The following is a 14,301-nucleotide window of genomic DNA, read 5'->3' as shown; positions in this document are numbered from 1 at the left end:
CGAGGATATTAACCAGCCAAAAGCAGGGGCACAGCACTTATTCCCGCCAAACAAGCGGACAGATGAGCCGTCAGGGCATGGTCAGGACTTGAAACAATCGGCGCTGAGTTTGTCCAGCACCCGGTCGGCACGGGTTTGCGCCTTGAGCATGGTGCTGCGCCAGACGCTCACGCAGGGCTGCAAGTCCGGTTGCTGCTCAGCCTGGGCCAGCCACTGCCAGCAGTCATGCCAATCACCCAGTGCCGCCTGGGCCGCCTTGAGCCGGGACATTGCCTTGGCCGGCAAACGATCGAGTTCGGGGTAGGCATCAGCGGCGTAGCGTACGCGTTTGATCAACAGCCGCAGGCGGTGTCGGTCATGGGCAGGGTCATGCAGTGCCAGATCCAGTGCTTTCCACTGTTTGGCCAGGCGCTTTTCGATGCGCTGGCGCAAGCCGCGCAAGATGCCCTGACGCTCGGACGCCCGTAAAAACCGTGGGAAAGCATCGAGCACCATCAGTAACTGCTGCACTTGCGGCCCGCTCGCGACGGCCGGAAGCTCCTGGGCCAGTTGCGCGGTACGCCGATCAGCGGCCTGATGCTGCCCGTGCTGATGCAGATAAGCCGCCAGCACTTCGCGATCCCGCAAGGGCGTGGTCAATTGACCGACCTCACCCGCTACCGCCTCAAGTTGCTCTACCCCAGGCAAACCGCGCAGGGGTCGCAACAAGCTACGCAGGCGCCGCACGGTAATCCGCAAGTCATGCAGTGCTTCGAGATCCGTACTTGCCGCCAGCCGGGCCTGACAGGCCAGCAAGCGCACTTCCAGGCTCAGGACCTGAGCCACCAATCGATCAACCAGGGCTGACATCATTGACTCCCGCATCGAGCATTCACGGTTGCAGCCTCTGAACGGCTCAACCTGTTTCCCTCAGAATGACACCGCCGGCCAGCCTGCAGCATTGCGCTGCGTCATGCCGGCCGGCGGTGGTGGCCGTTCCACGACCTCACACGGCAGCAGTGATTGCATCAACGGCCAGCGCGGGACTCGCGGATGTAGAACCGTGCCTTCTCGGCCTTGCTGGCGCAACCTTCAAAGGCTTCAAATTGTTGCTGGGTCTTGGCCCCGGTCAGCAGGGACAAGGCCTTGGAGTAGCTGACGGTACCGGCAAAGCCTTCAGCCTTGGCCAGGTCCAGCTCATGCCAGGCCGCATCCAGTTGCGTGCCGCAGGTGTCGCGGTAAGCGGTTTTGCCGGCGCAACCGGCCAGTGCCAACACAATCAGGGGCAGACAGATCCAGGCTTTCATCGATGACACCTCAGGAATAAAACACAGTCGTACAAGATCAGACGATCGGCACCGGGAAAAGTGCCTTGATGGCCTCCGGGAAATATAGCGCGCACCAGCATAGCTGCACGCGCTGCGGCGCCCTAGGTAAACCGCGCGCTGCAGCGTAATACAGGCCACGATTGAACAGCCCCCCTCGAAGGGTGCATTGTTGGAGCCTGTTTGCCTAAGGGTCGAGTCATGAAGAAGCGTGTTGCACTGGTTCTGGGCTCAGGTGGCGCCCGGGGATACGCCCATATCGGGGTGATCGAGGAAATCGAACGGCGTGGCTATGACATCGCCTGCATCGCGGGCTGCTCCATGGGCGCGGTGGTTGGCGGGATCTACGCCGCCGGCAAGCTCAACGATTATCGAGAATGGATCGAGAGCCTGGATTACCTGGACGTACTGCGCCTGGTGGACGTCAGCTTTCGCCTGGGCGCGATTCGCGGCGAGAAGGTTTTCGGCCAGATCCGCAAAATCGTCGGCGAGATCAACATCGAAGACCTGCGAATCCCTTACACCGCCGTTGCCACCGACCTGACCAACCAACAGGAAATCTGGTTCCAGGAAGGCTGCCTGCACCAGGCCATGCGTGCTTCGGCAGCCATCCCCAGCCTGTTCACGCCGGTCATGCAGGGCAATCGCATGCTGGTGGACGGCGGCCTGCTCAACCCGCTGCCGATCGTGCCGGTGGTATCCAGCCATTGCGACCTGATCATCGCCGTCAACCTCAACTCGACCAACCAGCGTCACTATCAATTGCCGGTGATCCAGCGCCCTCCGGCCTTCAAGAGCCGCTTCGACAACCTGATCAGTTCCCTGGGCTCGCACATGCCCTTTCGCCGCAAGCAGGCCGAACAGCTGTTGCTGATCGAGCAGGAAGCCTTGAAAGCCGAGGCAGCGGAGATCAATCCCTGGATCGAATCGGCCCAGCCCGAAGCCCAGCAACCGGCGGCGGCACCGGAAAGCGAGGGGGCGCCGAAGTCTGCCACCGGCTCCTTCATCATCGATAACGTCGGCCCGGCCTCGCTGCTGGACCTGATCAACCAGAGCTTCGAGGTGATGCAAACCTCCCTGGCCCAGTACAAAATCGCGGGCTACCCACCGGATATCCTGATCAACGTGCCCAAGCGCGTCTGCCGTTTTTTCGAGTTCTACAAAGCGCCGGAGCTGATCGCCCTGGGTCGTGAAATCGCCAGCGATACCCTGGATCGCTACGAAAGCGAGCAGAACTGAGCAGCGAACGCCTGGACGTTCAGGACTCGGCGTTCAACAAGCGATAGCCGATCCCTGCTTCGGTGAGGATAAAACGTGGACGGGCCGGGTCGTCCGCCAGCTTCTGACGCAAGTGCCCGACCACAATCCGCAGGTAGTGACTGTCTTCGGTATGGGTCGGCCCCCAGATGTCCTTGAGCAACTGCTGCTGGGTAATCACCCGTCCCGGGTGGCGTGCCAGTTGCGCCAGCACCGCGTACTCCTTGCGGGTCAGGGCCACTTCCACGCCCTCGAGCAGCACCCGGCGATAGGCCAGGTCCACGGTCAAGGGTCCAAAGCTCAGGGCTGCTTCCTGCCCTTCACCGACAGGTGCCTGACGCAACAGGGCTCGGACCCGCGCCAGAAACTCCTGGATCCCAAAAGGCTTGGTCACGTAATCGTTGGCGCCGCCGTCCAGCGCTTCAACTTTCTGGATTTCACTGGCACGCACCGAGAGCACCAGCACCGGCACACTCGACCACTCGCGAAACTCGCGCAGCACCTGCTGCCCGTCCATGTCCGGCAGGCCCAGGTCGAGCACCAACAGGTCTGGTTTGTTCAGCGCGGCCTGGGCCAGCCCTTCATTGCCAGTGCCGGCCTCGATCACTTTGTAGCCTTGGGAGGCCAGGCTGATGCGCAGAAATTTGCGAATCTGCGGTTCGTCGTCAATGACCAGGATGGTCGCGGTCTGGCTCATGATTTCCATTCAAGACAAATAAGTTGCAAAAGAGTAGCCCAGCGCTGCCTGCGCGGGCCTGGCCTGAGCGATGCCGGACAGCCCATCACACCTGGGCCTCGACCGCAGGTTGGGTCGGCAACGGCAGGAACAGGGTAATACAGGTGCCACGTCCCTCGATGCCTTCGGCGACGCTGATGTGCCCACCGTGGGCACCGACCATGCCCTGGCAGATTGCCAGCCCCAGGCCGGTGCCCTGGCCGCCTCGGTCACCCCGGGCGGCGGTGTAAAACATATCGAAGATTTTTTCCCGCTCGTCCTGGGGAATACCCGGTCCCTCATCGCTCACGGCAAACCACAGTTCGCTTTCACTCGCACCGACGCTCAACTGCAAACGGCCGTGGGCGGGAGAGAAGCGCGCGGCGTTCTCCAGCACATTCACCAGCGCCTGTTCGATCAAGGCCGCGTGCACATACAACAGCGGCAACTGCGCAGGCACCTCGGTGCTGACCTGCAACGAGGCGAGCACGGCCCGCAGGCGGTTCATTGCGCTGCCGACAATATCCCCGGGGGCCACCCAGTCCCGCGCCAGCTTCAAGGCACCGTGGCCCAGGCGGGTCATGTCCAGCAGGTTCTGGATGTAGCGGTCCAGGCGCTCGGCCTCGTCACGGGTGCCCTCCAGCAATTCGCGGCGGTCCTCCAGCGGGATCGCCTCGCCCAGCGCCAGCAAGCTGTCGATACTGCCGCGCATCGAGGTCAGGGGGGTGCGCAGGTCATGGGACACCGAGGCCAGCAAGGCGCTGCGCAGTTGTTCGGTTTCGCCGTGCAGCCTGGCGGCTTCCAGGTCTTCGGCCAGTTGCGCCCGTGCCAGCGCCTGGGCCAGCGGCTGGCTCAAGGCGGTCAATAGCCGCCGACGTTGCCCGGTAAGCTCCGCCCCCTCTTTCGGGCAAACCCCCAACAAGGCCAGCGGGCCCTCGTCCACCGACAGCGGCCACCACCACCAGCGGCCAAAAGGCAGGGTACCGGTGCCATGGCCGGCCGGCTGGTCGTGCTGCCAGGCCCAATCGGCAGCCGCGCGCTCGGCTTCGGAGAACTGCAGCGGGCCACCGGTTTCCACCTTCCAACCGCCCTGCCCGTCGCGGTTGAGCAGGCACAACTGCAAGTCCTTCCAGCCGTTCAAGTGCTGGGCCGCAGCGCTGATCACCGCCTGGCGATCAGTGGCGGCGGTGAGTTTGCGCGACAGATCCAGCAGCTCGCTGGTTTCTTCCTGGGTATCGCGCAATGCCTGCAACTGGCGGCGTTGGCGGGCAGCCAGGTTACCGGTCAGGGCCGCCATCATGAGGAAGAACACCAGGGTCAATACATCCTCTTCGCGCTGGATCGAGAAGGAAAAGCTGGGCGGGATAAACAGGAAGTCATAGGTCAGAAACGACAGCACCGCGCACGCCAGCGCTGGCCCCAGGCTGCTGCGTACCGCCACCAGCAACACCGCGGCCAGAAACACCAGGGAGATGTTGGGCAGCGGCAGCACACTGGCCACCGCCCAGGCCAGGGCACTGGCCAAGGCCGTGGCCAGCAGCGCCAGCCCGTAGTCGAACCAGGCCACGGATTGCTCGGTGCGCAGCCGTGGCTGATGCGGTTGCGCTTCGCTGTCCAGGACGTTGATTTCCAGGCCGCTGGCCTGACGCAACAAACGCGCCGCCAGCCCGCCGCCGAACCAGCGGCGGCGCAGGCGATGACTGGACTGGCCGACCAGCACCAGGCTCGCCCGCCGCTCCGCCGCATGCTGAATCAGGGTTTTCGCCACTTCGGCGGCGCGCAGCAACACCACTTCACCGCCCAGGCGCTCGGCCAATTGCTGCGCCGCCTGCAAGCGCAGGCGCGACTGCTCGTCACGCACACTGCCGTTATCGACATGCACCATGCTCCAGGGCAAGTGCCGACGCTGTGCCACCCGGCTCGCATGCCGCACCAGGCGTTCGGCCTGGGCATCGCCATCGACCCCGACCAGTAACCGGCCGCGCACGGCCGGCGCCGCCTGCCCCAGCTGCCGATAGCCCTGGGCCAGGTCATCGTCGACCTGGGCCGCCGCAGTCTGCATCGCCAACTCGCGCAAGGCAGTGAGGTTGGTTTGGGTAAAGAAGGCATCGATGGCCGCCCGCGCCTGCTCCGGCACGTAGACCTTGCCATCGCGCAGGCGCTCCAGCAGCTCACGGGGCGGCAGGTCGACCAGCAGCAGCTCATAGGCTTCCTGCAGCACCCAGTCAGGCAAGGTTTCGCGCACTTGCACACCGGTGATGCCGCGCACCTGATCGTTGAGGCTTTCCAGGTGTTGCACGTTGACCGTGGTGAACACGTCAATCCCGGCCGCCAGCAGTTCCTGGATGTCCTGCCAGCGTTTGGCATGGCGACTGCCGGGGGCGTTGCTGTGGGCCAGCTCGTCGACCAGCACCAGCTTGGGCCGAGCCTTGAGCAAGCCGTCGAGGTCCATCTCTTCCAGCATCACTCCGCGATACTCGGAGCGCACCAGCGGCTGTTGCGGCAGGCCGCCGAGCAAGGCTTCGGTTTCTGCGCGGCCGTGGGTCTCGACCACCCCGGCCAGGACCTTTACCCCCTGGCGCAGTTGCGCATGGGCCGCCTGCAACATGGCGTAGGTCTTGCCCACGCCCGGTGCGGCGCCCAGAAAAACCTTGAGCCGACCGCGTCCATCGCGGGGCAGATCAGCTAACAGCGCGTCGGCGCGGCCGGAATCGCTCATGGGCGGAACTCTCTGCAACAAAAAAATTGATCAACGGAGCGGCCGTAAACAGCCGCGCCTGCGCCTACAAAGTTTCCAGGGCCCGATTCAGGGCCAGCACATTGACCACCGGTGGACCTATCAGCGGCTGCTCGACCAGGGTGTCCACCAGCGCCTGGACCTTGGCCTGGGGCAGGTTGCGCGCTGCCGCGACCCGCGCCAGTTGATAGGTAATCGCTGCCGGAGGCAAGTGCGGATCCAGGCCACTGCCAGAGGTGGTAAGCAAGGCCAGGGGCACCGGTCCCTGCCCAGGCACCAGCAGCTTGTTGGCGTCATCGATGACCCGCGTGGCAAGGGCCGGATTGCTCGGTGCCAGGTTGCTGGCGCTGCTGGAAACCGTGGCAAAAGCGCCCGCAGAAGGACGCGGGTGGAACCAGGCATCGCCGACAAAATCCTGGGCGATCAAGGCCGAGCCACGCACCTCGCCGTCGGCGTCACGCACCAGGCTGCCATTGGCCTGGTCCGGGAAGGCCAACTGGGCGACACCGGTCACCACCAGTGGATAGGCAACACCGGTGATCAGGGTCATCAATACCATCAGGCTCAAGGCCGGACGCAATAGGCTAGACATCATTCAATCCTCGATTCACTAAGTCCGATCCCGGCAGGAGCAGGCGGGTCAGCCGGCCCCTGTAACGGGGAGTTACACCAGGTGCAGCGCGGTCAGCAACATGTCGATCAGCTTGATACCGACGAACGGCACCACGATCCCGCCCACGCCGTAAATCAGCAGGTTGCGCCGCAGCAGGTGGGCCGCACTGGCTGCCTGCACCCGCACCCCACGCAATGCCAACGGAATCAGCACGACGATGATCAGGGCGTTGAACACGATCGCCGACAGGATCGCGCTCTGCGGGCTGGTCAGCCCCATGACGTTGAGCACGCCCAGCTGTGGATAAATCGCCGCAAACAACGCCGGCAGGATCGCGAAGTACTTGGCCACATCGTTGGCAATCGAGAAGGTGGTCAGCGCGCCTCGGGTAACCAGCAGCTCCTTGCCGATCTGCACCACGTCCAGCAGCTTGGTCGGATCGCTGTCGAGGTCGACCATGTTCGCCGCCTCGCGGGCCGCCTGGGTGCCGTCGTTCATCGCCATGCCGACATCCGCCTGGGCCAGGGCCGGGGCATCGTTGGCGCCGTCGCCACACATGGCCACCAGTCGCCCGTCGTTCTGCTCATGGCGAATCCGCGCCAGCTTCTTCTCCGGCGTGGCTTCGGCCAGCACGTCATCGACACCGGCTTCGGCCGCAATGGCGGCGGCGGTCAGCGGATTGTCGCCCGTCACCATCACGGTACGAATCCCGAGCTTGCGCAGCTCGGCGAAACGCTCGCGAATGCCCGGCTTGACCACGTCCTTGAGATGGATCGCGCCCAGCAGCTTGCCCTCGGCGCACACCAGCAAGGGGGTGCCGCCACTTTGGGCGATCTGGTCGATCTCCCGGGACAGCGCCGCAGGCAGGTCCTTGCGTTGCAGGCCGACAAAGGCCAGCAGCGAATCCACCGCCCCCTTGCGGTAGACCCGCCCCTGGTAATCGACCCCGGACAAACGGGTTTCCGCGCTGAACGGCACGGCGGTCAGCAGGTCGATCGCCGGTTCAGGCTGTGGATAAAGCCCGCGCAGGTACTCGACGATGGACTTGCCCTCGGCGGTGTCATCGGCCAGGGAGGCAAACAACGCGCCCTCGGCCATCTCTTTGGCACTGACCCCGGGCGCTGCGTGAATCGCGGTGCAGCGACGGTTACCGAACGTGATGGTGCCGGTCTTGTCCAGCAGCAGGACGTGCACGTCCCCCGCCGCCTCCACCGCACGCCCGGATTTGGCGATCACATTCAGCCGCACCAGGCGGTCCATGCCGGCGATGCCGATGGCCGACAACAGGCCGCCAATGGTGGTCGGGATCAAGGTCACCAGCAACGCCACCAGAAACACCAGTGGCAGGCTGCCGTTGGCGAAGTGGGCAAAGGGCTGCAAGGTCACCACCACCAGCAGAAAGATCAGGGTCAGGCCGATCAGCAGGATATCCAGCGCCACCTCGTTCGGCGTTTTCTGGCGCTTGGCGCCTTCCACCAAGGCGATCATGCGGTCCAGGGTCGACTCGCCGGGGTTGGCGGTAATCCGCACCCGCAGCCAGTCAGACACCAGCCGGGTATTGCCGGTGACCGCCGAGCGATCTCCCCCGGACTCGCGGATCACCGGGGCCGATTCCCCGGTAATCGCCGCTTCGTTGACCGCGGCAATCCCTTCGATCACCTCGCCATCACCCGGGATCATCTCCCCGGCTTCGACTCGCACCACATCCCCCTTGCGCAAGCTGGCGGCGGGTACGACCTGGAAGCTGCCATCGTCCTTTTGCCGCCGTGCGCTCAAACCTTCGCTGCCAGCCTTGAGGCTGTCGGCGCGAGCCTTGCCACGGCCCTCGGCCAAGGCTTCGGCAAAGTTGGCGAAAAGCACGGTAAACCACAGCCAGAGCGCGATTTGCGCGGCGACGAAGGTCGGTACCGCAGGGTCCGGCAACACACACAGGACCGTGGTCAGGACCGCCGTCAGCTCCACCACCAGCATCACCGGCGAACGCTTGAGCTGGCGCGGGTCGAGTTTGACGAAGGCCTGGACCAGCGCCGGGCGCCACAGGGCCGAGATTGCGGTTTTCGACTGCTCCGAGGTCACCGGCCGGGCGCTGCCAGGCGTGCCGCCAGCAGCATCAGGCGCGGATTTTTTTGCAGCAGGAACATGCATATTCATCGTCTAATCCTCAGCCCTTGAACCCAAGGGCAGCCATGCTCAGGTGTTCGGCAATAGGCCCCAGTGCCAGGGTTGGCAGGAACGTCAGGCCGCCCACCAGCAAAATGGTCACCGTCAGCAGCGTGACGAACAGCGGGCCATGGGTCGGGAAACTGTTCTGGCCAATCGGCGCGGTCTTCTTCATCGCCAGGCTACCGGCCAGGGCCAGTACCGGCAGGATGTAGCCGAAGCGCCCGATCAACATGCCCAGGCCCAGCATCAGGTTGTGGAACGCCGTGTTGGCGCTGAAGCCGGCGAAGGCCGAGCCGTTGTTGGCACTGGCCGAGGTGTAGGCATAGAGCAACTGGCTGAAACCATGGGGCCCGGGGTTGCTGATGGCCGATGCGGGCACCGGCAGGCTGGCGGCAACCGCCCCCAGCACCAGAACACCGATTGGCATCACCATCAGGGTCACCACCAGCAATTGCACTTCCTTGGCCTGCAGTTTCTTGCCCAGGTATTCCGGGGTTCGCCCGATCATCAACCCGGCCAGGAATACCGCGATCAACACGTTGAGCAACATCCCGTAAAGACCGGCTCCCACGCCGCCGAAGATCACTTCGCCAACCATCATGTTGATCAGCGCCACCATCCCGCTCAGGGGGTTGAGGCTGTCATGCATGCCGTTGACCGAACCGTTGGACGCCGCGGTGGTGGTCACCGACCAGAGCACGGTGGCGGTTGTACCGAAACGCGCTTCCTTGCCTTCCAGCGGCGCGGTCTGCTCCACCGCCACATTGTTCAGCGCAGGGTTGGGCTGGTATTCGGCCCACAGCGAGGTGGCGCCGCCAATCAGGAACAACGCCAGCATGCAGGCGATGATGGCCCGGCTCTGGCGCAGATCCTTGACGTAATGGCCAAACGTAAACACCAGGGCCACCGGGATCAGGATGATCGAGCCCAACTCGAACAGGTTGCTCCAGGCGCTGGGGTTTTCGAATGGGTGGGCCGAGTTGGCGCCAAAGAAGCCGCCGCCGTTGGTCCCCAGTTGCTTGATGGCGATCTGGCTGGCCGCCGGGCCCAGAGGGATGACTTGATCGGCGCCCTGCATCGTCAGCGCATTCACATAGTGAGCGAAGGTCTGAGGCACCCCCTGCCACACCAGGAACAACGCCAGCAGCAGGCACAACGGCAGCAAGCCATAAAGCGTTGCGCGGGTCATGTCGACCCAGAAGTTGCCCAGGGTTTGCGCCGAGCGACGACCGATGCCACGGCACAAGGCCACCAGCACGGCCAGGCCGGTGGCGGCGCTGACGAAGTTCTGCACGGTCAGGCCTGCCATTTGGCTCAGGTAGCTCAGGGAGGCTTCGCCGCTGTAACTCTGCCAGTTGGTGTTGGTCATGAAGCTGATGGCGGTGTTGAACGCCAACGTCCACTCCTGGCCCGGCAGGTTTTGCGGATTGAGCGGAAGGTGGTCCTGGAACAGCAGGATCGCAAACAGCAGGACAAAGCCCGCCAGGTTGAAAGCGAGCAACGCCAGGGTGTACTTCTGCCAGCTCTGCTCGGTCTGTGGATCAACCCCGGACAGGCGATAGCAGACCCGCTCCACCGGCCCCAGCACCGGCGTCAGCCAAGTGCGCTGGCCTTCCATTACCTTGTAGTAGAACCGTCCCAGCAACGGCGCCGGTAGCAGCACCAGGGCGAAAAAAGCCAGGATCAGCCCGTAGTCATAACTGTGCATAGCTGCTCCTAGTTCCGATCCGCGCGCAACAGCGCAACCAGTAGATAAATGAACAGCCCCACTGCCAGCAGCAGTGACACCCCGTCCAGAACGCTCATGGAATTTCTCCGAGTTACGGCGATTGCCGCGTGTAGGGGCATTGTCCGCAGGCAGCCTGTAAAGGAACGAGATCGACGCGGTGGGTCAGGCATAAAGAAAGCGTAAAGAGTGGCTTTGCATGCCCTTTACGCCTGGTTGCCAGGGGCCGATGGCCATTGACCACCGCCAACAGCGGTGCCCCGATGCAAGGCACGCGCCTGCCCGATTTCGAACGCTTTGAGGGGCGAAAAGAGGCTGAACATCCTCGATACGACAGCTTTCCAGGCTTTGCGACGTACTGGCCAAGACTGGCATGGCCGGTGCAGCCCTCCCCTTCGAGCACTTCAAACCGTTCAGGGAGCACGCGATGAACACACAACTCAAACCCACCTTGGGCACCCTGCACTTATGGGGTATTGCGGTCGGCCTGGTGATTTCCGGGGAGTATTTCGGCTGGAGTTATGGCTGGGGCGTGGCCGGGACCCTGGGGTTTCTGCTGACCTCACTGATGGTCGCAACCATGTACACCTGCTTCATATTCAGCTTCACCGAGCTGACCACGGCGATTCCCCATGCCGGCGGGCCCTTTGCCTATAGCCGTCGGGCCTTTGGTGAAAAGGGTGGGCTGATTGCGGGCCTGGCGACCTTGATCGAGTTCGTCTTCGCCCCGCCCGCCATCGCCCTGGCGATTGGCGCCTACCTGAACGTGCAGTTTCCCGCCCTCGACCCGAAACACGCCGCAGTCGGCGCCTACCTGGTGTTCATGGGGCTGAACATTCTCGGGGTCAAACTGGCAGCCACCTTCGAACTGGTGGTGTGCGTGCTGGCGGTGGCCGAGCTGCTGGTATTCATGGGCGTGGTCGCGCCGGCGTTCAGCTTCAGCAACTTCGCCCTCAATGGCTGGGCCGGTTCGGACACCTTCGGCGCGCCGGCGATTGCCGGGATGTTCGCGGCCATTCCATTCGCCATCTGGTTCTTTCTCGCCATCGAAGGTGCCGCCATGGCCGCCGAAGAAGCCAAAGACCCGAAACGCACCATTCCCAAGGCCTACATCAGCGGCATCCTGACCCTGGTGCTGCTGGCCATGGGGGTGATGTTCTTTGCCGGCGGCGTGGGTGACTGGCGCACCTTGTCGAACATCAACGACCCGCTGCCCCAGGCAATGAAGACCGTGGTCGGCGAAAGCTCGGGCTGGCTGCATATGTTGGTGTGGATCGGTCTGTTCGGCCTGGTGGCGAGCTTCCACGGCATCATCCTTGGCTACTCGCGGCAATTCTTCGCCCTCGCCCGCGCCGGCTACCTGCCCAAATCTCTGGCCAGACTGTCACGCTTCCAGACCCCGCACCGAGCGATCATCGCGGGCGGCCTGATCGGTATCGCCGCCATCTACAGTGACGGCCTGATCAACCTGGGCGGCATGACGCTGACGGCGGCCATGATCACCATGGCGGTGTTCGGAGCGATTGTGATGTACATCATGAGCATGCTCAGCTTGTTCAAGCTGCGCAAAACCGAGCCCAACCTCGAGCGTACTTTCCGTGCCCCGGGCTACCCGCTGGTGCCCGCCACCGCCCTGGCACTGGCGGTGGTCTGCCTGGTCGCCATGGCCTGGTTCAACACCCTGATCGGGCTGATCTTTCTCGGTTTCATGGCAGCCGGCTTCATCTACTTCCAGCTCACCGCACAACTGCGCGCCGAGGCTCCAGCGGACGCGATGCTCACCGGGCTCTGACCACGCAGTGAACGCACACCCGCCGGATCAGGCATACAATGGAACCACTGCGAAACGCTTTAACTCAAAGTGGTACAGGCAGGCTCGCAGGCGAACCCTTCGCCCACCGGCCTGCCATCAAGGAGAGCCCTATGCCCTGGTATGCCTGGTTGATTCTGGTGGTTGCTATAGGTTCGATCGTCGGCGGCTTGATGATGCTGCGCGACACCGCCAACAAGGTGGAACTGACCGAAGAGCAACGTAAACGCGTCGCCGAGCGCAACGCACAAATGGATGCCAAGGAAGCGCAAGACCGTTAAGCCTCACGCCCCTTCCCTGATCAGGAAGGGGCTTTTCAATGGCCGCTATTCCCAATCGGCCTTGGCCAGTTGCAGGCCATGCTGCCCTTTATAGGCCGCACGTTGAGGTTGGCTCCAACCCTCGAGCAACGATTCCTCCAGCTGATAAATCTCCACCCCCAACGGGAGGCAGACGCTCAACGGATCCTGGGCATCCGGGCCCCACATCGGCAACGACAGATCGCCGCCCGGACAGGTCGACAACGCACACAGCACGTCGATCTCGGCAAAGAACTCGAGGTAGTCGCCCTTTTGCGCCGGACAGGCCTTCATGAAATACAGGTCATCATGGTTGAGCCCGGTGCACTGGAAGATATTCAACACATCGTGCACATCGAACTCGGTCAAGCCATGGGGCAGCACGGCGCGTGTCAGATTGGAGTGGCAATGGTGATGGAAGTCCTCACCGGTCAGCATCCGATTGACGTACGGGTCGCAGCGCGTGCCCAGCAGGTCATGCACGCGGCCGCCGTGCTCATCGATGCCGTAGCTGGCCAGACTGTCATCGGTGATGGTGACCAGCGGCCGCAGAAACGGCAGATTCGACCAGAGCCGGTCATGGGTGCTGACGTGGGCACCCTGCAATTGCCGGGTTCGCGCCGCCCACAACCGCTCCCGCGGGTCATTGGCATTCCAGACATTGAAGTCGCCAACCTGAGGCCCCACCGGGGTAGTCACCCGAAACACATGCCCGGCGGGGACTTTCCAGGCGCGCCCGGTGCGGATCGGAACCTCGAACTGCTCAATCAGCCGACGCTTGTCGGGTGTATCGCGGATCCGCTGATAAAACGCCGTATCTACCTGCAAAGCAGAACCTTTGCTCACCTGATAAGCGGCTGGATAGTCCTTGTACATGGTTGAAGCCCTCGCGAGTTAACGGGAAGCCTGATTGAGAATGTCGAGCAGCAAACGCTCGGAGTCGTACAGATAACCCTCCATGGCCACGCCCGCCTCGTCCCTGTTGCCTTCGGCCAGCAAGTCATGGATCTGCCGGTCCCGCGTCAGCCAGGGGGCCTGGAAATGCTGCTCGTCCGGGGCGGCACAAAACACCAGACGCATCTGAGCCACTACGTTGGTGAAGAACTCATCGAACAACCGACTGCCCATCAACCCCACCACATGCTGGTGGAAACCCAGGCTATGGGTGCCTACCGAGCGCCAGTCTTCACGCTCCCAGGCCAACTGCGCGGCCTCAATGGACTCGAGCATGCGATCGGACTGGTAGTCGCGCAGCGGCAGGCTAATGGCGATGGCCTGCAACTCCAGCGTCCGGCGCACCTGGAACAGATCACGTACGTCTTCCGTGCCCAAGCGCCGGACCATGACGCCCTTGTTGCGCACATAACGGGTCAAGCCTTCCTGCCCAAGCTGATGCAAGGCTTCGCGGATGGTATTGCGTGAGGCGTTGTAGGCCGCCACCAGCTCGCTTTCGATCAACGCCATCCCGGGCAGCAGACGACCACCGATAATATCGTCACGCAATTCGAGCCTGATCTGATCGGCCAGTGACACACCTGTACTCATGAGGCGCCTCGACATTGTTCAACAATCACTGAACAACAGATAACCACTAATCGTGCCAACCACCCGCATCCAGCCAGTACCGGACTGACTCCCGCCGACAGCTGGCCGTCGGGGCTTTGAAGTACAGTCACC

At 63.2% G+C, this 14,301-nt stretch carries 13 protein-coding genes; 3 read left to right on the top strand and 10 right to left on the bottom strand.

Annotated elements, in window-relative coordinates:
• Positions 1 to 81: 81 nt before the first annotated feature.
• Together CF161_RS26245 and CF161_RS26240 are read right to left on the bottom strand one after the other, a co-directional pair.
• A complete protein-coding gene (locus CF161_RS26245; protein ID WP_020299662.1) occupies positions 82 to 849 on the bottom strand; it encodes a CHAD domain-containing protein in 768 nt (255 codons plus the stop codon).
• A 158-nt stretch (positions 850 to 1,007) separates the two neighbouring features.
• On the bottom strand, positions 1,008 to 1,286 hold the full coding sequence (locus tag CF161_RS26240; protein WP_020299661.1) for a hypothetical protein: 279 nt from the start codon (positions 1,284 to 1,286) through the stop codon (positions 1,008 to 1,010).
• A 219-nt stretch (positions 1,287 to 1,505) separates the two neighbouring features.
• Between CF161_RS26240 and CF161_RS26235 the strand changes: the two genes are divergently transcribed.
• The gene (locus CF161_RS26235; RefSeq protein ID WP_020299660.1) at positions 1,506 to 2,543 is read left to right on the top strand and encodes a patatin-like phospholipase family protein; all 1,038 of its coding nucleotides are present in this window, start codon (positions 1,506 to 1,508) and stop codon (positions 2,541 to 2,543) included.
• A 19-nt stretch (positions 2,544 to 2,562) separates the two neighbouring features.
• Here CF161_RS26235 and CF161_RS26230 read toward each other — a convergent pair whose 3' ends face one another.
• The 6 genes from CF161_RS26230 to kdpF all read right to left on the bottom strand — a co-directional run bounded on the left by CF161_RS26230 (position 2,563) and on the right by kdpF (position 10,595).
• Positions 2,563 to 3,258: a response regulator gene (locus tag CF161_RS26230; RefSeq protein WP_020299659.1), complete on the bottom strand. Its 696-nt coding sequence runs from the start codon at positions 3,256 to 3,258 to the stop codon at positions 2,563 to 2,565.
• Positions 3,259 to 3,343: 85 nt separating this feature from the next.
• The gene (locus CF161_RS26225) at positions 3,344 to 5,995 is read right to left on the bottom strand and encodes a sensor histidine kinase KdpD (protein WP_020299658.1); all 2,652 of its coding nucleotides are present in this window, start codon (positions 5,993 to 5,995) and stop codon (positions 3,344 to 3,346) included.
• 64 nt (positions 5,996 to 6,059) lie between these two features.
• Positions 6,060 to 6,605 carry a potassium-transporting ATPase subunit KdpC gene (gene kdpC, locus CF161_RS26220; RefSeq protein WP_043230516.1) on the bottom strand — a complete coding sequence of 182 codons (546 nt, stop codon included), beginning with the start codon at positions 6,603 to 6,605 and terminating at the stop codon, positions 6,060 to 6,062.
• Between the two features lie 72 nt (positions 6,606 to 6,677).
• Positions 6,678 to 8,771: a potassium-transporting ATPase subunit KdpB gene (gene kdpB / locus CF161_RS26215; RefSeq protein WP_043230505.1), complete on the bottom strand. Its 2,094-nt coding sequence runs from the start codon at positions 8,769 to 8,771 to the stop codon at positions 6,678 to 6,680.
• A 16-nt stretch (positions 8,772 to 8,787) separates the two neighbouring features.
• Positions 8,788 to 10,497 (bottom strand): potassium-transporting ATPase subunit KdpA, encoded by a 1,710-nt coding sequence (gene kdpA, locus CF161_RS26210; RefSeq protein ID WP_020299655.1) that lies wholly within the window; start codon positions 10,495 to 10,497, stop codon positions 8,788 to 8,790.
• A gap of 8 nt (positions 10,498 to 10,505) precedes the next feature.
• Entirely contained in the window at positions 10,506 to 10,595 is a 90-nt protein-coding gene (gene kdpF / locus CF161_RS32505; RefSeq protein ID WP_007899818.1) for a K(+)-transporting ATPase subunit F, read from the bottom strand.
• 347 nt (positions 10,596 to 10,942) lie between these two features.
• Here kdpF and eat point away from each other — a divergent pair, with 347 nt between their 5' ends.
• Positions 10,943 to 12,307, top strand: coding sequence for an ethanolamine permease (eat, locus tag CF161_RS26205; protein WP_020299653.1), 1,365 nt, complete (start codon positions 10,943 to 10,945; stop codon positions 12,305 to 12,307).
• Between the two features lie 131 nt (positions 12,308 to 12,438).
• Complete coding sequence (locus CF161_RS32500; RefSeq protein WP_020299652.1) at positions 12,439 to 12,606, top strand: DUF2897 family protein; 168 nt, start codon at positions 12,439 to 12,441, stop codon at positions 12,604 to 12,606.
• A 45-nt stretch (positions 12,607 to 12,651) separates the two neighbouring features.
• Here the strand turns inward: CF161_RS32500 and CF161_RS26200 are convergent, their stop codons facing one another.
• Together CF161_RS26200 and CF161_RS26195 are read right to left on the bottom strand one after the other, a co-directional pair.
• On the bottom strand, positions 12,652 to 13,500 hold the full coding sequence (locus tag CF161_RS26200; protein ID WP_020299651.1) for a DUF1989 domain-containing protein: 849 nt from the start codon (positions 13,498 to 13,500) through the stop codon (positions 12,652 to 12,654).
• Positions 13,501 to 13,518: 18 nt separating this feature from the next.
• Positions 13,519 to 14,169 carry a GntR family transcriptional regulator gene (locus tag CF161_RS26195; protein ID WP_043230423.1) on the bottom strand — a complete coding sequence of 217 codons (651 nt, stop codon included), beginning with the start codon at positions 14,167 to 14,169 and terminating at the stop codon, positions 13,519 to 13,521.
• Positions 14,170 to 14,301 lie beyond the last annotated feature (132 nt).

The sequence above is a fragment of the Pseudomonas sp. CF161 genome (genome assembly GCF_000416215.1).
Lineage (GTDB): Bacteria > Pseudomonadota > Gammaproteobacteria > Pseudomonadales > Pseudomonadaceae > Aquipseudomonas.
The sequence above is the reverse complement of the archived record's forward strand: the minus strand, read 5'-3'. Positions and strand labels throughout refer to the sequence as shown.

Excerpts from the sequence above, each read along its gene's own strand:
- CF161_RS26245 (WP_020299662.1), bottom strand. The coding sequence starts at position 849 with ATGTCAGCCCTGGTTGATCGATTGGTGGCTCAGGTCCTGAGCCTGGAA.
- CF161_RS26240 (WP_020299661.1), bottom strand. The coding sequence starts at position 1,286 with ATGAAAGCCTGGATCTGTCTGCCCCTGATTGTGTTGGCACTGGCCGGT.
- CF161_RS26235 (WP_020299660.1), top strand. The coding sequence starts at position 1,506 with ATGAAGAAGCGTGTTGCACTGGTTCTGGGCTCAGGTGGCGCCCGGGGA.
- CF161_RS26230 (WP_020299659.1), bottom strand. The coding sequence starts at position 3,258 with ATGAGCCAGACCGCGACCATCCTGGTCATTGACGACGAACCGCAGATT.
- CF161_RS26225 (WP_020299658.1), bottom strand. The coding sequence starts at position 5,995 with ATGAGCGATTCCGGCCGCGCCGACGCGCTGTTAGCTGATCTGCCCCGC.
- kdpC (WP_043230516.1), bottom strand. The coding sequence starts at position 6,605 with ATGTCTAGCCTATTGCGTCCGGCCTTGAGCCTGATGGTATTGATGACC.
- kdpB (WP_043230505.1), bottom strand. The coding sequence starts at position 8,771 with ATGCATGTTCCTGCTGCAAAAAAATCCGCGCCTGATGCTGCTGGCGGC.
- kdpA (WP_020299655.1), bottom strand. The coding sequence starts at position 10,497 with ATGCACAGTTATGACTACGGGCTGATCCTGGCTTTTTTCGCCCTGGTG.
- kdpF (WP_007899818.1), bottom strand. The coding sequence starts at position 10,595 with ATGAGCGTTCTGGACGGGGTGTCACTGCTGCTGGCAGTGGGGCTGTTC.
- eat (WP_020299653.1), top strand. The coding sequence starts at position 10,943 with ATGAACACACAACTCAAACCCACCTTGGGCACCCTGCACTTATGGGGT.
- CF161_RS32500 (WP_020299652.1), top strand. The coding sequence starts at position 12,439 with ATGCCCTGGTATGCCTGGTTGATTCTGGTGGTTGCTATAGGTTCGATC.
- CF161_RS26200 (WP_020299651.1), bottom strand. The coding sequence starts at position 13,500 with ATGTACAAGGACTATCCAGCCGCTTATCAGGTGAGCAAAGGTTCTGCT.
- CF161_RS26195 (WP_043230423.1), bottom strand. The coding sequence starts at position 14,169 with ATGAGTACAGGTGTGTCACTGGCCGATCAGATCAGGCTCGAATTGCGT.